The organism is Campylobacter sp. 107, assembly GCF_002383835.1.
In the GTDB taxonomy this organism is placed as follows: Bacteria; Campylobacterota; Campylobacteria; order Campylobacterales; family Campylobacteraceae; genus Campylobacter_D; species Campylobacter_D jejuni.
The window spans coordinates 1-20,154 of record NZ_NXBA01000018.1 but is presented as its reverse complement, the minus strand read 5'-3'; the positions used below and the strand labels follow the sequence as shown (position 1 = coordinate 20,154).

Genomic DNA, 20,154 nt, shown 5'->3' with positions numbered 1-20,154 from the left:
TCTAATTTTTACTGAGGAGAAATCAAATGAAAAAATTATTAGTAGTTTCTGCTTTGGCATGTCTTGGTGTTTCTGCTTTTGCTGCAGATGGTGCTACACTTTTTAAAAAATGCGCAGTATGCCATGGTGCAAATGCTGACAAAGTTTACTTAAACAAAGTTCCAGCCTTAAAAACTCTTTCTTCTGCTGAAAGACTTCAATACATGAAAGAATATTCAGAAGGTAAAAGAAATGCTTATGGTCAAGGTGCGATCATGAAACTTAACCTTAAAGGTTTAACTGAAGAAGATTTTAAAGCTATCGAAGCTCATATTGAAACTTTAAAATAATTTCTAAAAAAGGCTTTCCTTTTTAAGAAAGCCTTTTTTTATCCAAAGCTTCTTTTTTACGTCTTTCTAATTCTATAGCATCACCTAAAGAATCCTCATCATCATTTAAAGTAGTAAATTTATAATCATCATCAAATTGCTTATTTTTAATCCCCCAAAGCAAAGTTGCCAAAATGATAAAAAACGCTAAGATAGAAACTCCTATCATCATCATGATTATACTATTCATTCTTTAATCCTTAAAGCATTTAAAACGACTATTATACTACTAAAAGACATAGAAATAGCAGCAAATAAAGGATTTATCATACCCAAAAAAGCCAAAGGTATGGTGCAAGCATTATAAAACAAAGAAAAAGCAAGATTTTGCTTGATAATTTTAAAGGTGTTTTTAGATAATTTGATGGCTTTTTTTAAAGAAAGCAAGTCATTTTTCAAAAGCAAAACATCACTACTTTCTATAGCTAGATCACTTCCTTCTCTTAAAGTCATTGAAACACTTGCGTATTTTAAAGCTAGTGCATCATTTACCCCATCACCTACAAATAAAACTTTGTAATTTTTACTTAAATTTTCTATAGTTTTCATCTTATCTTCAGGCAAACAAGAAGCTTGATAATTTTGAATTTCTAACTTTTTAGCGATTTTTTCCACTGCTTTTTGATGATCGCCACTGAGTATCATTAATTCTTTCTTTTCTTTTTTAAGATAAGCGATAAGCTCTTTTGCACCTTCTCTTAAAACACTATCAAACTCAAAAAAAGCTAAAATTTTACCTTCCTTGGTAAAAATAAAATGCGTATTATCAAATTCTTTAGCCACAATACCCTTTTCTTGCAAAAATTTAGAACTTCCGCCTAAAAGCAACTCTTCATTTAACTCAGCACTTAAACCTTTAGCTTGAATACTCGAATGCTTTTTAAAATCCAAATTTAAATCCTTAGCTCCTTTTTGCTTTAAATACGACGCAATATTTTGAGATATAGGATGTTTAGAAAGTTTTACAAAATTATAAAGCTCATTTAAATCAAGCGCTTTATCTAGAAAAACCTCTTTAAGTTCAAGCTCTATTTTGGTTAAAATACCCGTTTTATCAAACACCACACAATCACATTTGCTTAAATCCTCTATCACGCTAGAACTTTTAAACAAAATATGTTTTTTCAAAGCTCTACCTAAAGCTACAAGATTGCTCACGGGCGTTGCTAAAGCCAAAGCACAAGGACAAGCGATAATCAAAACTGCAATCGCATTAACTAAAGAAATTTCAAAACTCTCTTCCTTATAAAAAAACCAAAAAGCAAAACAAATAAAAGCAATCAATAAAACCGTTCTAGAAAAATAAGCCAAAAGACTATTAACCAAACTTTCAAGTTTTGCTTTTTTAGAGCTTGCAAGTTCTAAAAGCTGGATAATTTGACTGAGTTTTGAATCTTTGTAAAGCTTTGTTGCTTCATACTCCACACTTCCATCAAGCACTATACAAGCTGAAAAAATTTCATCTTCTTTTTGTATGAGTTTTGGGGTATTTTCTCCATTTAAAGAAGAAGTATCCACGCTCATTTCACCACTTTTACAAATCCCATCGATTAAAATTTTATCTCCAGTTTTAAGCAAAATTCTATCCCCCAAACAAACCTTTTGCACTTCTTTAGAGACAAATTCTTTACCATTGAAAACTAAAACTTCATTTTGCAAAAAATCATTAAGCCCATCTATAGTATCTAAAGCACGCTTTTTGCTAAACATCTCAAGATATTTACCTATAAAAACAAAGCAAATTATCATCGCCACAGAGTCAAAATACACTTCCCCTACCCTAAAAAACATGGCCCATAAAGAATAAACATAAGCCAAACTCGCTCCGCTAATCACCAATACATCCATATTTAAACTATGCATTTTTAAAGTTTTAAAAGCACTTTTATAAAAATGAGATCCCGTATAAAAAAGCACAGGAGAACAAAGGATAAATTCAGCAAAATTTAAAATATCCTTAGTATCCTTATCCATACCGCTAAAAAATCCTGCGTATTTTGCCACTGCTATCCACATGATATTCATCACACAAGCTATAGCCACAACAAGCTTAGAATAAAATTCCCTTTTTAGTAAATCCGCTTTTTTTGAAGCCTTGCTCGCATCATAAGCACTCGCTTTATAGCCTATGCTTTCAATAAGTCTTAAAATTTGCACCAAAGAAATGCTTTGCTCATCAAAAACAATGCGTGCTTTATGGTTTAAATGATTAATATCAAGTTCTAAAATTCCTTCTTGTTTGGTTAAAATTTTCTCATTAAGCCACACACAAGCTGCACATTCTATACCGTGTATCATGAGATAAATTTCACTAAATCCTTCTTTGGTTTTAGTGATAAACTCATCATAATTTTTCATTTCATTTTGAAAATTTACAGGGCTTAAAGTTTGATTTCCAAGCTTTTCATAAAACTCATCTAATCCACTTTCATGCAAAATTTCCCAAACGCTCTCACAACCTTTACAACAAAAAAATTTACCCTTATACTCTATCATTTGGGCTTGTTTATAATCAAGTTTGCAATGTTCACATTTCATAATCATTCTTTAAAAAAATATTTTTTATAATTATAAACAAATTTGACAAAAAGTGCATTTTTTTATTAAAATCACATTTTACAAAAATTATTCTGCTAAATCTTACGAGGACTTATGGAAAAAGAAAAAAAACAACATCAAAGAACCCACGTTCCAGTGGAAGGTTATAAAATCGAAGAATTAAAATTATTAGATTTAGAAAATCTAGTTAAAATCGCTAATGAATGTGAAATCGAAAACCCGAGAGAATTTCGCCGTCAAGAACTTATTTTTGAAATTTTAAAAGCACAAACAAAAAAAGGCGGTTTTATACTTTTTACAGGGATTTTAGAAATTTCTTCCGAAGGTTATGGCTTTTTAAGAGGTATGGACTCTAATCTTAGCGATAGTGTTAATGACGCTTATGTTTCAAATTCACAAATTAAAAAATTTGCTCTGCGTGTAGGCGATATCGTTACAGGACAAGTTAGAGAACCAAAAGATCAAGAAAAATACTACGCTCTTTTAAAAATCGAAGCGATCAATTATCTACCTTTACAAGAAGCCAAAGAAAGACCTTTGTTTGATAACTTAACCCCTATTTTTCCAACAGAAAAAATCAAACTCGAATACGATGCAATGAAGCTTACAGGTCGTGTTTTGGATCTTTTTACTCCTATAGGAAAAGGACAACGCGGGCTTATCGTTGCTCCACCACGCACAGGTAAAACAGAGCTTATGAAAGAACTTGCTACTGCTATTGCAAAAAACCACCCAGAAATGCATTTAATCGTACTTTTAGTCGATGAAAGGCCTGAAGAAGTTACCGATATGCAAAGATGTGTAAAAGGCGAAGTTTTTAGTTCTACTTTTGATTTACCTGCTTATAATCATGTGCGTGTAGCCGAACTCGTGATAGAAAAAGCCAAAAGAATGGTAGAAACAGGCAAAGATGTTATCATCTTACTTGATAGTATCACAAGACTGGCACGTGCTTATAACACCGCAACTCCAAGCAGTGGAAAAGTCCTAAGCGGCGGGGTGGATGCTAATGCCCTACACAAACCAAAACGCTTCTTTGGTGCAGCTAGAAATATAGAAAATGGAGGCTCTTTAACCATAGTTGCTACAGCTTTAATTGATACAGGTTCAAGAATGGATGATGTGATTTTTGAAGAATTTAAAGGCACAGGAAATAGCGAAATAGTTCTTGATAGAAATATCGCCGATAGAAGAATTTATCCTGCAATTAATATCATCAAATCAGGAACAAGAAAAGAAGAATTGCTCCAAGGCGTAGCAAATCTTCAAAAAATTTGGGCAATCCGTTCAGCGATTTCTCAAATGGATGATGTTGAAGCGTTGAAATTTTTATATTCTAAAATGCTTAAAACCAAAGACAATGTAGAACTTTTATCTATAATGAACGAGTAGAAAATGCTTCAAGCTTTAGCGATTAAATACAGACCAAAAACCTTTGATGAACTCATAGGACAAAAGACAGTTAGCGTAAGTTTAAAATACGCCCTAAATCATAATCGCTTAGCTCATGCTTATCTTTTTTCAGGACTTAGAGGAAGTGGAAAAACTTCAAGTGCTAGAATTTTTTCTCGTGCTTTAGTTTGCGAACAAGGACCAAGTGATACTCCATGTGGCACTTGCAAACACTGTCTTGCAGCACTTGAAGGCAAACATATAGACATTATAGAAATGGATGCTGCAAGCAACCGTGGGCTTGAAGATATACAAGCCTTAATCGAACAAACCAAATACACCCCTTCTATGGCAAGATTTAAAATTTTCATCATTGATGAAGTACATATGCTTACCCCACAGGCTGCAAATGCGCTTTTAAAAACCTTAGAAGAACCCCCAAGTTATGTTAAATTTATACTTGCAACCACAGATCCTTTAAAACTTCCAGCTACTGTGCTTTCAAGAACACAACATTTTCGCTTTAAACAAATTCCACAGAGTGAAATTTTAAATCATCTTAAAGAAATTTTACTTAAAGAAAATGTTAAATTTGAAGAAGAAGCTTTAAAATTTATAGCAAGAAGCGGCAATGGATCTTTAAGAGATACTTTAACCTTGCTTGACCAAGCTATTATTTTTTGTCAAAATGAAATCAGCATTAGTAAAATTACAGATATGTTAGGCTTTTTAGATCCTCAAAAAATCAAAGCCTTTTATCAGGCTATCTTAACAAAAGACAAGGAAAAAGTTTTTGCGTATTTAGAGGAATTACAAGACTATGAAGCCTCAAGCGTGATTGATGAAATGCTTTTTTATTTAAAAGAAAGTTTTTTTGCAAAAAGTACAGAATTTTCTACTTTAATTTATGAAAGATTTTTCCGTATTTTATCAAAAGCTAAGAATATGCTTTGCGATGATGATGGCTTTACGCTTTGTGTTATGGCTTTTATGATGATGGAAGCAAGTCATTTAAAAGAAATTGACGCACAAATCCAAGAAATCAAACAAGAAAATACAACAAATATTATACCTAGGATCACACCTTCTCCTATCATACCTCATCTTGAGAAAAAAACAGAAAAAAATGCTTATGAAATCTTACTTGATAGTATTTATGATAGGGATTTTGATCTTGCAGAATGCTTTAAACAAAGTACAAATTTTATTAGTTTTGAAAACAATACTTTAAATATAAACTCAAACGCACAAGGACAAAATCGCGATACACTCAATAAAGGTTTTAAACTCATACAAGAACTTTTTAAGGCTAAATTTGGGGAAAATGCTAAAATTAATGTGCAAAAAGTACTAACAATTGATGAAAATAAGCTTCAATCCTTAACTCAAGAATTACCAAACAATGAAAATAAAAACATAGATATTCAAAGTTCTATTAATATGCTTAAAGAAGGGGCCAAAAAATTTGACCCACAAGAAGATCTTAAAGAGGCTCTTAAAGATTGTTTTGGAGAGCCTAGTATAGAAAATTAATCATCATTTTTAAGAGAGATGAAAATCAAAGCTAAAAACATATAAGTTACCAATCTTGTAGTATCAGGTAAACCGTTCTAAACCTTACTCATCCACATTCCAAACCATTCTGCAACAACTACTTGGAAGGCAAAAAACCATAAAATACACAAGTTAAAGAAATAATCCCAAAAAATCTTAGCATTATGAAAGCTTTGAGCATCTAAATTTCTAGCTTTAACATATCATAAGCACCTTTTTTAGAGCTGTTAAGGCAATAAAAGTTTCAAAAAGAATAATTGCTATATAGCCTATATGATGAATCACGGGAGAAGTAATAGCCATATAAACTATAGCATTACCTAAATAAATCAGGCTTTGTATCCATACTCATCACATGCGAAACAAATTGGAAATTAGAATTGTAATCTGTCACATTTCCAAAAACCACTATACCTGCTAACGATGCAACGGTAAGCAAAATAATAATTTTTGAAAATCTAATCATTTTGCTTATGCAAAAACATTTTTGTTGCATTTATACTCCTTTAATAATATATTTTTATAATATTAATTATATATAATATATTATTAATAAAAATTAAATTTTTAAATTCTTTTAAGTCTTAAAGAATTAAGCACTACAGTAACAGAACTAAAACACATTGCAAGTGCTGCTATATGAGGACTTAAAGTGATAAAAGGTATAAATCCTGCCGCGATAGGAATGCAAAGCACATTATAAATAAAAGCCCAAAAAAGATTTAGCTTAATAATACCGCGTGTTTTTTTAGCAAGTTTAAAACATTTAAAAATCGCTGATAAATCATCTTTTATCAAGATAAAATCTCCTGTTTTTTTAGCAAGTTCATTTGCTTTTGAAAAACTCATACTCACGCTTGCAGCAGATAAAGCCGCCGCATCATTGATCCCATCTCCTACAAAAAGAGTTTTTTCAAATTTTTGGATGATTTGTAGTTTTTCTTCACTCTTAAGTTGAGCGTGAAATTCGTCTATTTGTAATTCTTTGGCTATTTTTTCTACATTTTTTACATGATCACCACTTAAAATAAAAGTTTTAAGATTTTGCTTTTTTAAATTTAACACAAGCTCTTTGGCTCCATCTTTTAAAGCATTGCTTAACAAAACACCGCCTAAACACTTTTTATTCTTAGCAAAATACACCCTAACATATTCTTTAAAAGTATCAAAAAAGATATCACTTTCTTTTGTGTCAATTTCATTTTCGTGTAAAAACTGTGCATTGCCTACGAGATAATTATCATTATCTTCTTTGTATTTTATACCAGAACCCACAATCACTCTTCCCTCACCCTTTAAATCAAAAAAATGATCTTTATGTAAAGCCTTAGCTATAGGATGAGAGCTTAAACTTTCAATTTGACATAATTTATCAAAATCATCTTTAGAAAGATTGTGTTTAAAAATACTCAAATTTTCCTTTGTTAATGTACCTGTTTTATCAAAAAAAGCATACTTAACTAAGGCTAATTTTTCTAAAGCAGCAGGATTTTTAATAAGAATGAAATTTTTTGCCGCATTTGCACTTGCCACAACCAAAGCTATAGGCGTTGCAAGACCTAAAGCACAAGGACAAGAGATCAAAAGCACAGCACAAGAGTGTAAAAAAGCTGTATTTAAATCTGCTTTTAGCACCCAAAAAACAAAAACTAAAAAAGCAAAAAATATTATACCCCCTACAAAGTATTTAGAAATTTGATCTGCTAAATTTACCAAAGGACTTTTGATACTTCCTGCTTCAAAAACTAGATTTTTGATTTGTTCTAAAGTACTATCCATAGCCTTTTTGTTTGCTTTGATCCTTAAAGCACCATTTAAAACTACTGCTCCTGCTTGAACTTCATCGCCTTCTTTTTTTAAAACAGGCAAAAACTCCCCATTTAAAAAACTCATATCAAGCTCTGCACTCCCTAAAAGCACTACTCCATCTGCAACAATGCTTTCTCCTTCTTTTACCAAAAGTACATCGCCACTTTTGACAAAAGAACTTGAAATTTCTTTGATACTTTCATCTTCAAGCAAAATTTTTGTCTTTTTTGTGTCTATATTTTCTAAAATTCTTTGATAATCTTGTGCCTTAAATTTAGCCTTACTTTCAAGATATTTTCCTAAAAGCACAAAGGAAATAATCATCATTGCACCACTAAAATACAAATCTTCTTCTTTAAAAATTTGCAAATACACTAAAAAAGAATACACAAAAGCACTCAAAGTCCCCAAAGCTACAAGAGTATTCATATCTAAATTTTTACTTTTAAACCCCAAAAAAGCATGAGAAAAAAAGTCTCTCCCACAATAAAATATCCCAAAAAAACTCAAAGCCATTTGAATATTTTGCGAAAAAGAACTTCTAACAAACATTTCAAAATACATAATAATCACACTCAAAACTATACTTAAGAGCAAATTTTTTCTTAATTCTAAGTGTTTTTTTGCCTTGTATGCGTTCAAGCTTTGTTCATCTTCTAAAATTTCAAAGCCTAAATTTTGAATTTTTGCGATGATATCCTTGCGTTTTTCTTGATCTTCAAGTAAAAAAACCCCGCTAGAATTCACATAAGAAACACTAGCATCTTTAACACCACCAATTTTTTTACAAGCTCTTTCTATAGCGTTAGAACAATTAACGCAAGTCATTTTACCTATTTTTATACGCAATTCTTCCATTATAAACGCTCTACGATCTCAAAACCTAAATCTTGAAATTCTTTCGTAAAATTTGATACTTGATTTTCTTCTAAATTTAAACTTAAAATTTTTTGCTCCAAATCCACTTCTATATTTCCAAATTCATCTTCAAGAGAATTTTTGATCAAATTTACACAATTCATGCAATTAACATTTTTTACTTTAAATTTCATTTTCACTCCTTATAGGTTGTATGGTAATGTGCCCGATTTCAAATTCATGTAGTAACTTATGGGATAAATCCTGAGATAGTTTTTCAAATTCCTTTAGATCACAAACTTTCACTTTTAAATGCATAGAAGCTACTAGCATTTTATTGGTAATTTGAGCAATATGCAAATCCACTACCTCATCCACACTAGGATTTAAAAGCAAAACTTGTCTTACTTTTTCTATATCCACAGGAGAACTTTCAAGCAAGACATTAGCGCTTTGTTTAAGCAAGATAATCGCCCATCTTAAAAGCAAGATTGATAATACAATAGCTAAAATCGTATCTATATAAACAATACCGCTAAAATACACCACGATCCCACCTATAATAACCGCTAAAGAACCCAATAAATCGCTCATCATATGCAAAAAAGCGGACTTCATATTGACATTTTCTAAATTTGCACCCTTAAACATCATCAAAGCATTAATCCCATTTACCAAAAAGCCCAAAATAGCTACAATTATCATGGTTTTAGCATCAATTTCTTTTGGATTGATAAATTTTTCTATAGCCTCATAAATGATAAATAAAGCCAATAAAATAATGGTTAAAGCATTGATAAAAGTCACTAAAACTTCAAGACGAAAATACCCAAATGTCTTTTGATGATCTTGCCATTTTTCTACGGCTATAATGGCTAAAAAACTAAGAGCTAAGGAAAAAACATCAAAAAACATATGCAAAGTATCACTTAAAAGTGCCAAAGAATTTGAAAGGATTGAATAAATAAATTGCACAAGCATCATAGAAAAAGTCATTAAAAGAGAAATTTTTAAAATCTTTTTATCCACACTCCTTGCATCGGCATGGGAATGATGATGTTCATGAGAATGTTCTTCGTGATTATGATGACAAGATTTGTTAGCTAAAGGCTCGTGTGATAAAAATTTATACATCTTATATCCTTTTTTGCTTGACATTTTAAGATATTAAGCTAAAAAGGATATAAATATTTGTTATTTTTATAAAAATTAAAAGTCAAAAAGCTCGCCTAGCCAACTTTCTTTCTTTTTCTTTTTATAGTAATCATTATGCTGATGATAAGCTGAGTCATTATATCTTGACTCTTGTCTTGGAGCTTGGTTAAAATTTGCTGTATTAGGGACACTGCGTTCTATGATTTTGTCAAGTTCTCCACGATCAAGCCAAACGCCACGACACTTTAGACAATAATCAATCTCAACTCCACTCCTATCGCTCATAACCAAATCCACATTACAAACTGGACATAACATACAATACCTTTTTATTTTTTTTGATTTAAAATTATAAAAAGAAATATTAAACAAATTTACAACAAGTTTTAATGTTTTTTTACATGTCTAGTCATCATAAAACTTTGCTCAAAAAATATAAGTAAAGTAACACTCACTCCTATAGCTAGAGCCAAAGTCACAGAAACAGTTGTAAAAAAATAATCAAAAAATTGAACCAAAAATTCAGACTTAGCCTTCAAATCATCACTGCGTATAAAAGAAATAAGATACAAAATCGCTTTATAAGCATAAATTCCAGGTATCATAGGAATAAGAGCAGGAAAAGCGATGATTTCAGCAGGGGTTTTGATGATTTTTGCTAAAGCAATTCCTAAACATCCTATGCAAAATGAAGCAACAAAAGTTGCAATTGCTAAAGTTTGAAAATGAAAATATTCCACCAAAGTAAAACGAAGCCCATGTGCAATTGCCGCTAAAAGAGCGGATAAAATAAGGGTTTTTAAAGGTGGATTGCAAGCATAAGCAAAGCCAAATCCCGCCACAGCAGCAAAAAACATATCTCTTAAAATAAATTCAATCATCTTAAAATCCCAAAATCCGAAATACTAAGTGTCATGTAAATTCCAAGTGCTATACAACAAATCAAAATAGCCACGCTGATAATACGGCTAAGCCCCATTAAAATATGATCTTTTAATATATCAATCACAGAATTTATAAAAAATACCCCTGGTATAAGATACAAGATACTAGAACCCAAAGCCACATCAGAGGTATTGGTATATCCCATATCCAGTCCAAAAAATACAAACCACGATGAGACAAAAGAACAAAGGATGTATTGAATTCTTAAATCAATCTTTGCTTTAGTTAAAATATATCTTAACAACAATCCCACAAAAGTTGCAAAAAACACTAAAATTCCAGCGCCAAAATCACCACCAAAAAGCCTACAAAAAGCTGAATTTGCCATAGAAACAAATAAAAGATTAAGCAAATAAGAATGCTTTTTTTGTTGAGAAATTTGCTCAAAAACGACTTTTGCTTTTTCAAGATCGTATTTGTGATCATATATAGCCCAGCTTAAAGCACTTAAATCAAAAATAAGTTTAAAATTAACATGAGCATGATGATTGGGTATAACATAAGTTCTTTGAATGGAGTTATCATCCATATCTACAACATTTAAAGTAATATGATGAAAAAAGAAATTGATATTTATCTCATAGCCATAAACCTCAGCTATTCTTCCTACGCATTTTGCCACCCTAGCTGTATAAGTTCCAGCACCTAGCAAAGTTTTAGTATATACGATTAAAAAATTAGTTAATCTTTGTATATCAGGTTTTTCCATATTTTAATAATCTTTGATTGAATTTGTTATAATTATAGCAAATTTTAAAATAAATAAGGAGAAAAAATGGCAAAAATCGGTATAGTTGGTTTAGGTTATGTAGGAGCTGCTAGTGCTTATAGCATAGCTACTCAAGGAATTTGTTCAGAACTTTACTTATATGATATAAAGCAAGATTTAGCTCTAGCTCATGCAAGAGATTTGGAAGATATGTCAGCCATTCATTTTTCTTATACAAAAATTTTTCATGCGCTAAATTTAGAAAATTTAGCTTCTTGTGATATTATCATTTTAGCTTTTAGAAAAGAAAGTTTAAAAGAACTACCTAGTCGCTTAGTAGAACTTCAAAACAATATTCTCGAACTTAAAGACATTGTCTTAACCTTAAAAAATGCTAATTTTAAAGGCAAATACATTGTCGCAACAAATCCAAATGACACCATAACTTACTACACTCAAGCATTAAGCCAATTACCTAAAAATCATGTTTTTGGTAGTGGAACAAATTTAGATAGTTCAAGACTTAAGAAATTGTTAGCCAAAGATTTAAACATAAATTCAAAAGATATTTTTGCTTGTATGATTGGTGAACATGGAGATTCTCAGTTTGCAGCACTTTCTAATGCAAGCGTTTTAGGACAAAATTTATTAGATTTTTATAAGCAAAAATTAGGCAAAGATTTAGATATACAAGAACTCGAAAAAGCCGTGATTAGCGAGGGATATTTCATCTATGAACGCAAAGGAAGGACAGAATTTGGCATAGGAACTTCTTGTGCAAATTTAGCCAAAGCAATCCTAGAAGATAGAAAAAGTTTACATCCTGTAAGTGTGGTTTTTGATGATATAGCTTTTTCAATGCCCGCTATCATAGGAAAAGATGGTATAGAAAAGGTTTTTGAATTAAAATTCAATGAAAAAGAAAAAACAAAATTAGAAAATTCAAAACAACAAATCAAAAACGCTATACAAAGCGTAAAAGATAAAATTTAAGCCTTTTTAAAAGGCTTTTTGATTTTGATATAAATTAAACTTGCTAAAACCACAAAAACAATTATAATGATTAAAATTTGAGTTAAATAAGTTTTAATCAACTCTTCATTTTGCCCTATATAATAACCCAAAAATACAAGTATAGCCACCCAAATAGCACTACCAAGTGCAGTAAAAAGTATAAAATTTATAAGTTTCATTCTTACCAAACCTGCAGGCATAGAAATATACTGACGAATCCCTGGTAAAAGACGACAAGTAAAGGTTGAAAATTCCCCGTGTTTGTTAAAAAATTCTTCGAATTTAGCAAATTTAGCTTCATTTATACCAAAATACTTACCCCATTTTAATACAAAATTTTTGCCCCAAAAAAAGCAAATATAGTAATTAATCAAAGCCCCTAAAACAGAACCTAAAGTCCCACTAAGTATGCAAAGAGTGATATCAAGATCACCTTTATGTGCCAAATATCCAGCAGGTATCATAACAACTTCACTTGGAAAAGGTATAAAACAACTCTCTAAGGTCATTAGGATAATAATACCCAAATACCCCCAAGCACTAGCCGTCTCAACAATAAAAGAAATGATTTCTTGCATATTAGCCTTATTTGAAGAAAATTTTAAAAAATTGTAGCTTAAAAGATTAAATAGTAAAAAGCGGTTTTATACCGCTTTTTTTTATTTACCTGCAACTGAAACTTGATTTGGATTGTCCGCTGCACGAGCGATCATACACTCTTTTAAAACAGCAGCATCAGCTGGATCGCTAACTTTTTTATTAATCCAGCGTTCAACTTGTTTCATTGTTTTTGACTCTGGCTCTGGAGCTTCGTATTTTGCCATCAAACTTGCACAATCAGCCAAAGCAATGATAGGTAATAAACTTGCAAAAAGTATTTTTCTCATCTTTTGCTCCTTAGAATTTTACATTATACATTAACATGATATTATCAGCTCTTGCTTTATCTTTTTTCGCTCCACCAAATGGTAAGCCACGATTGCCCCAAATATTTTGGATATTAGTATAACTTAAGCGTAAGAATTGATATCTATCAAGTTGATAAATCACATAAAAATCATGTGCTGTTCCTCTTGTCATCCTTATATTAAGTGGATCGTTGATACTTGGACGGCTCATAGTATACCAGTATCTACTTCCCCAGAAGAACTCATACCCTACTTTTAAAGCCTTGGTAAAATCATAGCGTCCGCCTACATGCACAGCATAACCATCTTCTTCATTAAACTTGCCATTATAACCTTGTGTCTGAAGAATTCCACTTAATATAGGGCTTAATTGACTGTTGTTCCCGTGAGAATAACCTAAAGATAGAAAATAATTAAAATTCGTTCCAAAAGCTTTATAATTTTCAAAATGAAGATTTGCTATAGTTAAATCTCCTAAATTTACCACACCATCATCATCAAGAATAATACCATTAGAACCAATTGGACCATTATTAAGCGGTAAAGCAAAATCACTTAAATATGCAATATTAAATAATATTAAATTATCTCCCATGCCTTCTATAGGAAGCTCTCCTTCTACTGCAGCATAGTAAAGATTTGCATCAGCATCTTTTTGATCGCTCATCCAGTCTCTTACCTTGCCTTCTTCATCCCATTGATAAGTTTTACCATAAGCTGCACGGATAGCTACTTTATGATCTTGCAAACTTTCAGGTTTATAAGTGATCACTGCTGCATCACCTAGAGCATTAATCGCTAAGGCTGGATAAGTTGATTGTCTTAAAGCATTGTTTCTAAGATTACTTCCTGGTCCATCGGTTCCTGGTTGTCTTCCTACAGTCGCAATCCATTCAGGTGTGATGTAGTAGTCAAGATAAGCTCTATCTACATAAAGTACAGGCCCGCTTGATCTTGTGTTTCTTCCTGCATCTAAGTCATAAGGAGTACCACTCCAACCCATTTGAGACCAATTTTTAGCCATAGATAAACGACCATAGAATTTGGTTTTATCATTAATATCAGCATTCATATTTAAATGAAGCTCATTCATCCATTTGTTATTAGCACTATAATCTTGTCCGCTAACTTTATAGTTTGTATTTGAAACTGCTGTTGAAAACTCAAGTCCAAATTTAACCTTGCTCAAAGCAGCTTGGAATTCTGTTTCATCGGCTCTATCATTAAGATCAGCAAGTTCAGCTTTTACAGCTTCATTTTGCTTAGCTTGAGCTTCCCTTTCTTTTCTGATTTGTGCAAGTTCAGCTTGAATTTGTGCAAGCTGTTTTTGAAGCTTGGTTATCTCATCATCTGTATTTTTAGCAAAAAGTGAAGATGAAAGAAGACAAGCACTTAAAATAAGTGAAAACTTAGTTTTCATAATCATAACTCCTTGTAATTTTGTTACATTTAGCAAATTAAAATTGTGATTATAGAAAAAAAAGTTTAAAAAAAAATTATACATTAATCATTTTTAGCTAATCAAACTTATGACTAGCTTTGTAAATATTGTAGTTTCAAAAAAGTTTTAAAATTTTAAATTTTTAAATTTTATCGCAAATTTTTATGTCTAAAATTTTATCTCCTTGATGTATAGAGTCTAAAACTTCTAAACTTTCTTCATCTTTTGGATCAATTTGCCCAAAAACAGTATGAACCCCATCTAAATGAGCTTGAGGGCTGTGACAAATGAAAAATTGAGAACCACCCGTATCGCGTCCTGCGTGTGCCATAGATAAAGTTCCACGCTCATGTTTATGCTCTTGATCATCACATTCGCAAATGATTTCATATCCAGGCCCACCTACACCATTGCCGTGTGGACAACCTCCTTGTATGACAAAATTTGGGATCACACGATGAAAATTTAAATCTTTATAAAATCCCTCATTAGCCAAAGTAGCAAAATTACAAACCGTTTGCGGAGCCTCATCGCCAAAAAGTTTTAATTTCATTGTGCCTTTTTCAGTTTCTATAAGAGCAAATTTGTATTCATTTACTTTGCTTGTGTCGATTGTTTTTATCATTATTTCTCCTTAATCTATATTTGTATAAACAGCTTGAACATCATCATCATCTTCTAACTTATCTAAAAGTTTTTCTATATCGCTAAGCTGTTCTTCGCTAAAGCTTACAGGATTGTTTGGTATATACTCAAGCCCTGCTTTTTTAAGAACTAAACCCTTAGCTTCTATAGCAGAACTTAGCTCACCAAAGGCAGTATAATCACCGCTAATTACTAACTCTTCTTCATTTTGCTCTAATTCTTCAAGCCCTGCATCGATCAAATCAAGCTCTAATTCTTCTAAATCTCCTGCAAATTTTTCAAGATGAAAAACCGCTTTTCTAGTAAACATAAAGCCTAAAGATCCATTTTGTAAAACTTCTCCTCCATTTTTACTAAAAATAGCTTTTACATTAGCCACGGTGCGTGTAGGGTTATCGCTCATACATTCAACTATAACCAAAGCTCCATGTGCAGCTTTTCCTTCATAATGAATGTTTTTAATATCTGCGCTATCTTTTCCACTCGCACGCTTAATAGCCGCATCTATATTATCTTTTGGCATATTATTTGCTTTTGCTGTAGCTATAGCACTTCTTAATTTTGGATTCATATCAGGATCAGTGCCACCTTCTTTAGCAGCTACTTGTATGGCTTTAGCAAGCTTAGGAAAAAGCTTACTCATTTTATCCCATCTAGCCTCTTTAGAAGCTCTTCGGTATTCAAACGCTCGTCCCATAAATTCTCACTTTCTTTAAAGATTTTTAAACTTAAAAGTATAAACTAAAAAGGCTAATTAAAGCTTTAAATGGTATGATTTTACCATTTATTTTTAGGGAGAAGCTTTTTGAATATCGCAAAAAAAGAACTTTTTGTTGCTTGGTTTTTCTTGATTGCTGCTATTGTATTTGAAGTTTTAGGTACTAGTTTTTTAAAAATGGAAAATCAAATTTTAGGCTATATATTTATGGCTTTATTTATAGCTTTTTCTTATTTTTTTATGGGCAAGGCGATTAAAAAAATTCAAGTAGGCATAGCCTATGCTGTATGGGAACTTTTAGGGATTATTCTTATACTTTTAGTTTCTTTTATAGTTTTTAAAGAGAGTTTAACCTTAACTCAAATTCTAGGCATTGTTCTTTCTATCGTTGGAATTATCATGATTAATATAGGCGAGGTTAAAGAATAATGTATATTTTTATTATTGTTCTATCGGCATTGTTAGATATCGTAGCAAATTTATTGCTAAAAAAATCAGATGGTTTTAAGAATAAAATTTGGGGCTTAGCTGCGATTGTCAATGCTATACTTGCTTTTTTTCTACTTTCTTTTTCTTTAAAATATGTTCCTTTAAGCATAGCTTACTCAACTTGGGGTGCTATAGGCATCATAGGAACTTGTCTTGGTGGATGGATTTTATATAAAGAAAAATTAAACAAAATAGGAATTTTAGGTATCATTATCGTAATAATAGCAGTATTTTTGCTAAATTATTAAAACAGCAAAATGCTGTTTTAATGTTCCATTTTGTTTTTCGCTTCAATACCCATTAAAGAAAATGCGGTTTTAATACTAAGAGCAACCAAAGAAAATAATTTAAGCAAATCATTTTCATTTGCAGAGCCTACAACTTTATTTTCATTGTAGAATTTATGAAAATTTGCAGCTAAATTTTTAAGATAATCAGGAATTTTTTGCAAAGCTCTAGCCTCAAAAGCATCATTTAAAATAGCCTTTAAATTCAAAGCTTCAAAGAGTAAATTTACACCATCTTGATTTAAACTTTGTAAATCAGCTTTCATTACATCATCGATTTTTTTACCAGCTTTAGCAAATACTTGATGAATTCTAGCGTGTGCATAGTTGATATAATACACAGGATTAGAACTATCTTCTTTTTGCAAATCACTAATATCAAATTCCAAATGCGTATCGCATTTTTTGCTCAAAAAGATATAACGCAAAGCATCACTTCCTATCTCATCAACCACATCGCTCATCAAGATAAAATTTCCTGCTCTTTTACTCATTTTATAAGGTTCTCCATCTTTAAGTAGGGAAACCATTTGTGCTAAAATAATCTCAAGATTATTAGAGTCAAATCCCAAAAATTCCATCGCAGCTTTCATTCTAGAGATATAACCATGATGATCTGCTCCCCAGATATTAATACACTTTCCATAACCACGACTCATTTTATCTTTATGATAAACAATATCTGCTGCCAAATAAGTCCCGCGTCCATCTTCACGGATAATTACCCTATCTTTTTCATCGCCTTTTTGCGAAGAAGCAAGCCAAATTTTACCTTCTTGCTCGTAAATTCCTTTATGCTCTTTTAAAGATTCTAAAGTTGCATTTAAAGCATCATAATACGATCTTTCGCTTACATAGCTGTCAATTTTAATCTTTGCTTGTTCTAAATTTTGTTTAATCAAAACAAGCATTTTATCTTTTGCCCAATCAGCCAAACTAGGGATATTTTCTTGGCTAAAAAATTCTTTACCAAATTTTTCAAAAGCTTCTTTTGCTAAATCTGCTATATACTCGCCTTTGTAATATTGCTCTGGATATTCAACATTTTCATGAAGTATATTTTCTTTCACGCTTAGTAAAATAGAAAGCCCTAGTAAATAAATTTGATTACCCGCATCATTGACATAGTATTCTGTATCAAATTTATAACCCAAATGTCTTGCAAGTCTTGTTAAGGTGTCTCCAAAAACAGCGCCTCTTGCATGTCCTATGTGTAAAGGCCCAGTAGGATTTGCACTCACATATTCAAGCAAAAAACTTTCTTGTTTTTTTTCTCCTTTAGTAAAATCATTTGGATTTGCTAGAGCCTGATTTGCAAGTTCATTTAAAAAAGTTTTGGAAATTCTAAAATTTAAATACCCATTTACAGCTTCAACTGATTCAAAACAATCATGATTTTGAAATTTGCTCGCTAAGTCGCTAGCGATCAACATAGGGGATTTTTTTAATTCCTTAGCCAGTGAAAAAGCCAAAGGGGTGGCAAAATGTGCTAAATTTTTATCCTTTGGATTTTCAAGCGCAAAATCACACTCTAAAATCTTTTTAATTTCATTAAAAATAATACTTTTCAAAAGACTAAACCTTAAGCTTTTTTTGTTTCGTCTATACTTGCATCAGCATTTGTATTATTAGTTGTGTTTTTGTTTTCTTCTATTTTTTGAGTATTTTTTGCTACTTCATCATCATTATTCATTTCATCTTTAAAAGTTTTAATACCTTTGCCTAAACCCTTTGCAAGTTCTGGAATTTTTTTTGCTCCAAAAAGCAATACAACAATCAATAAAATAATCAACCAATGACTTGGACTTGACCAACCACCCATTTTATTCTCCTTCATTCCAAATATTTTGAATTTGCCCTAGATTCTGCCCTTTGGTTCTAAATTTATGGGCGATTAAAATCGCTCGCAATGCTTCATAACTTTGCTTTAACTCATCGTTAATGATAAGATAATCATACTCGCTAAGCTCTTTCATTTCATCACTAGCGTTTTGTAATCTTCTTTCTAGTTGTATTATTGTATCAGTATTTCGCTTAATAAGTCTTTTTTTTAACTCATCTTTATTTTTTGTAGTAATAAAAACAGAAACAATCTTATCGGCCATTTTTTGTCTGGCTATTTTAAATCCTTGCACATCAATATCAAAAACAACTATTTTTCCATTATCTAAAGCATTTTGAGTGTGCTTTAAAGAAGTACCATAAAAATTTTCATGCACTCTAGCCCATTCTAAAAAATGATCACTATCTATACCTTTTTGAAATTCTTCATGGGATATAAAATGATAATGTATTCCATTTTTTTCACCCTCTCTTGGTTTGCGAGTTGTTGAAGAAATAGAAAAATAAAGCTCATCTTCAAATTCATCAAAAAGTTTTTTTAAAAGAGTTGATTTTCCAGCACCACTAGGACCTGAAATCAACAAAACAAAACCTTGCAATTTCAATCCTCTTTAAAACTAATGTTTATATTTATATTCATATTCATACCCTTAAGAGCAGCTTTTAAGGTATCATCTTTAATACTTGAAGTGATCGCTCCTGCTATGCTTTGGCTAAGCTCATTAACTATCTCTTCGCTATTATCATCTTTAGTTACATCACTTACTATAGGCTCTTCATTTTTTTCTAAGATTTCCTCTCCAAGAGCTTCTTGTATATCACTTTCTTTCAATGTATCAAAATCACTTATATTTAAATTTGGCACAACCACTTCCTCTTCATTTGTTCCTAATTCTTTATCGTCTAAAATTGGTTCATCTTTAAAATCTTCTAAGACCTTGCTACTATTATCACTATCAATACCATAATCAAGCTCATCAAGTTGAGCTAGTTCTTCTTTGATTTGATCTTGAGTACTCAAATTTGAAGTAAAATCATCCATTTCATCTTGAACATCTTCTTCCACAACAGGAGCAAACTCCTCTAAAACTTCCTCTGATTCTTCATTATCTTTTGCTTGACCTAAAAATTCAGCATCCTCAGGAAGATCATCAAAATCCATTTCTTTTTCTTGCTCTTCAACCACAGGAAGATCATCAAAGTCGCTTATATTAGCTTGTAATTCTTTGTTATCTTCTAAATCTTCATCATTTTTATCATCTAGCTCATCTAAACTAGGCTCAGTATCCAAAGCTGTATGTTCTTGGCTTAAGTCTTCTTTTTCGCTTTCACCATCTTCTAAAGTTAAATCTAAATCAGTTTGAGTGTCTTCTTGAGTCTGTTCTTTAATTGTTTCTTGTTCTAAATTGTCATGTTCTAAATTTTGAGTTTCTAAAGTTTTGTTTGAATTATCATCTTGAG

23 protein-coding genes and 2 pseudogenes are annotated in these 20,154 nt (G+C 31.3%); 6 read left to right on the top strand and 19 right to left on the bottom strand.

All coding sequences use genetic code 11. The features are described from left to right. Positions 1-26: 26 nt before the first annotated feature. Positions 27-329, top strand: coding sequence for a c-type cytochrome (locus BGS40_RS01680; RefSeq protein WP_002852762.1), 303 nt, complete (start codon positions 27-29; stop codon positions 327-329). 22 nt (positions 330-351) lie between these two features. Here BGS40_RS01680 and ccoS read toward each other — a convergent pair whose 3' ends face one another. Both ccoS and BGS40_RS01670 read right to left on the bottom strand, forming a co-directional pair. Continuing rightward, a complete protein-coding gene (gene ccoS, locus BGS40_RS01675; protein WP_096738268.1) occupies positions 352-558 on the bottom strand; it encodes a cbb3-type cytochrome oxidase assembly protein CcoS in 207 nt (68 codons plus the stop codon). Then, positions 555-2,912 carry a heavy metal translocating P-type ATPase gene (locus BGS40_RS01670; RefSeq protein ID WP_096738267.1) on the bottom strand — a complete coding sequence of 786 codons (2,358 nt, stop codon included), beginning with the start codon at positions 2,910-2,912 and terminating at the stop codon, positions 555-557. The genes ccoS and BGS40_RS01670 overlap by 4 nt, the downstream gene beginning before the upstream one ends. Before the next feature lie 108 nt (positions 2,913-3,020). Here BGS40_RS01670 and rho point away from each other — a divergent pair, with 108 nt between their 5' ends. Together rho and BGS40_RS01660 are read left to right on the top strand one after the other, a co-directional pair. Further along, positions 3,021-4,319, top strand: coding sequence for a transcription termination factor Rho (gene rho, locus BGS40_RS01665; RefSeq protein ID WP_002852852.1), 1,299 nt, complete (start codon positions 3,021-3,023; stop codon positions 4,317-4,319). A gap of 3 nt (positions 4,320-4,322) precedes the next feature. Then, positions 4,323-5,852, top strand: a complete 1,530-nt coding sequence (locus BGS40_RS01660; protein WP_052781703.1) for a DNA polymerase III subunit gamma/tau — start codon at positions 4,323-4,325, stop codon at positions 5,850-5,852. A gap of 77 nt (positions 5,853-5,929) precedes the next feature. Here the strand turns inward: BGS40_RS01660 and BGS40_RS09955 are convergent. The 8 genes and pseudogenes from BGS40_RS09955 to BGS40_RS01615 all read right to left on the bottom strand — a co-directional run. Further along, positions 5,930-6,052, bottom strand: a pseudogene (locus BGS40_RS09955) (hypothetical protein); the annotation flags it as partial. 137 nt (positions 6,053-6,189) lie between these two features. Next, a complete protein-coding gene (locus tag BGS40_RS01645; protein WP_002917130.1) occupies positions 6,190-6,369 on the bottom strand; it encodes a DUF2165 family protein in 180 nt (59 codons plus the stop codon). Positions 6,370-6,440: 71 nt separating this feature from the next. Continuing rightward, a complete protein-coding gene (copA, locus tag BGS40_RS01640) occupies positions 6,441-8,540 on the bottom strand; it encodes a copper-translocating P-type ATPase CopA (RefSeq protein WP_096738266.1) in 2,100 nt (699 codons plus the stop codon). Further along, positions 8,540-8,734: a heavy-metal-associated domain-containing protein gene (locus BGS40_RS01635; protein WP_002852760.1), complete on the bottom strand. Its 195-nt coding sequence runs from the start codon at positions 8,732-8,734 to the stop codon at positions 8,540-8,542. The genes copA and BGS40_RS01635 overlap by 1 nt, the downstream gene beginning before the upstream one ends. Further along, positions 8,724-9,674, bottom strand: a complete 951-nt coding sequence (gene czcD, locus BGS40_RS01630; RefSeq protein ID WP_096738265.1) for a CDF family cation-efflux transporter CzcD — start codon at positions 9,672-9,674, stop codon at positions 8,724-8,726. The genes BGS40_RS01635 and czcD overlap by 11 nt, the downstream gene beginning before the upstream one ends. A gap of 75 nt (positions 9,675-9,749) precedes the next feature. Continuing rightward, positions 9,750-10,013: a TFIIB-type zinc ribbon-containing protein gene (locus BGS40_RS01625; RefSeq protein WP_096738264.1), complete on the bottom strand. Its 264-nt coding sequence runs from the start codon at positions 10,011-10,013 to the stop codon at positions 9,750-9,752. Between the two features lie 68 nt (positions 10,014-10,081). Then, positions 10,082-10,576 carry a threonine/serine exporter family protein gene (locus BGS40_RS01620; protein WP_004306693.1) on the bottom strand — a complete coding sequence of 165 codons (495 nt, stop codon included), beginning with the start codon at positions 10,574-10,576 and terminating at the stop codon, positions 10,082-10,084. Next, positions 10,573-11,349 carry a threonine/serine exporter family protein gene (locus BGS40_RS01615; protein WP_052803432.1) on the bottom strand — a complete coding sequence of 259 codons (777 nt, stop codon included), beginning with the start codon at positions 11,347-11,349 and terminating at the stop codon, positions 10,573-10,575. The genes BGS40_RS01620 and BGS40_RS01615 overlap by 4 nt, the downstream gene beginning before the upstream one ends. 66 nt (positions 11,350-11,415) lie before the next feature. On the opposite strand from BGS40_RS01615, the gene BGS40_RS01610 reads away from it, so the two are divergent. Then, positions 11,416-12,342 (top strand): L-lactate dehydrogenase, encoded by a 927-nt coding sequence (locus BGS40_RS01610; protein ID WP_052803431.1) that lies wholly within the window; start codon positions 11,416-11,418, stop codon positions 12,340-12,342. On the opposite strand, the gene BGS40_RS01605 is transcribed toward BGS40_RS01610, so the two are convergent. The 5 genes from BGS40_RS01605 to BGS40_RS01585 form a co-directional block, all read right to left on the bottom strand. Beyond that, complete coding sequence (locus BGS40_RS01605) at positions 12,339-12,941, bottom strand: DedA family protein (RefSeq protein ID WP_002855976.1); 603 nt, start codon at positions 12,939-12,941, stop codon at positions 12,339-12,341. The two genes, BGS40_RS01610 and BGS40_RS01605, sit on opposite strands and share 4 nt — an antisense overlap. An 81-nt stretch (positions 12,942-13,022) precedes the next feature. Further along, positions 13,023-13,250, bottom strand: a complete 228-nt coding sequence (locus BGS40_RS01600; RefSeq protein WP_002822505.1) for a hypothetical protein — start codon at positions 13,248-13,250, stop codon at positions 13,023-13,025. Between the two features lie 10 nt (positions 13,251-13,260). Next, entirely contained in the window at positions 13,261-14,691 is a 1,431-nt protein-coding gene (omp50, locus tag BGS40_RS01595) for an outer membrane tyrosine kinase (RefSeq protein ID WP_096738263.1), read from the bottom strand. Positions 14,692-14,854: 163 nt separating this feature from the next. Then, positions 14,855-15,337: a peptidylprolyl isomerase gene (locus BGS40_RS01590; RefSeq protein WP_002890174.1), complete on the bottom strand. Its 483-nt coding sequence runs from the start codon at positions 15,335-15,337 to the stop codon at positions 14,855-14,857. Positions 15,338-15,346: 9 nt separating this feature from the next. After that, positions 15,347-16,054 carry a YebC/PmpR family DNA-binding transcriptional regulator gene (locus BGS40_RS01585; protein ID WP_002780603.1) on the bottom strand — a complete coding sequence of 236 codons (708 nt, stop codon included), beginning with the start codon at positions 16,052-16,054 and terminating at the stop codon, positions 15,347-15,349. 108 nt (positions 16,055-16,162) lie between these two features. Here BGS40_RS01585 and BGS40_RS01580 point away from each other — a divergent pair, with 108 nt between their 5' ends. After that, positions 16,163-16,504, top strand: a complete 342-nt coding sequence (locus BGS40_RS01580) for a DMT family transporter (RefSeq protein ID WP_002777281.1) — start codon at positions 16,163-16,165, stop codon at positions 16,502-16,504. Then, positions 16,504-16,812 (top strand): DMT family transporter, encoded by a 309-nt coding sequence (locus BGS40_RS01575; protein WP_002777309.1) that lies wholly within the window; start codon positions 16,504-16,506, stop codon positions 16,810-16,812. The genes BGS40_RS01580 and BGS40_RS01575 overlap by 1 nt, the downstream gene beginning before the upstream one ends. A gap of 17 nt (positions 16,813-16,829) precedes the next feature. Here the strand turns inward: BGS40_RS01575 and argS are convergent, their stop codons facing one another. The 4 genes and pseudogenes from argS to BGS40_RS01555 all read right to left on the bottom strand — a co-directional run. Beyond that, positions 16,830-18,422 (bottom strand): arginine--tRNA ligase, encoded by a 1,593-nt coding sequence (gene argS / locus BGS40_RS01570; protein ID WP_087704353.1) that lies wholly within the window; start codon positions 18,420-18,422, stop codon positions 16,830-16,832. 11 nt (positions 18,423-18,433) lie between these two features. After that, positions 18,434-18,673, bottom strand: a complete 240-nt coding sequence (locus BGS40_RS01565) for a twin-arginine translocase TatA/TatE family subunit (protein ID WP_002852866.1) — start codon at positions 18,671-18,673, stop codon at positions 18,434-18,436. A 1-nt stretch (position 18,674) separates the two neighbouring features. Further along, the gene (gene gmk / locus BGS40_RS01560; RefSeq protein WP_074484159.1) at positions 18,675-19,298 is read right to left on the bottom strand and encodes a guanylate kinase; all 624 of its coding nucleotides are present in this window, start codon (positions 19,296-19,298) and stop codon (positions 18,675-18,677) included. Next, a pseudogene (locus BGS40_RS01555) lies at positions 19,295-20,154 on the bottom strand (highly acidic protein); the annotation flags it as partial. The pseudogene BGS40_RS01555 and the gene gmk, both read right to left, overlap by 4 nt.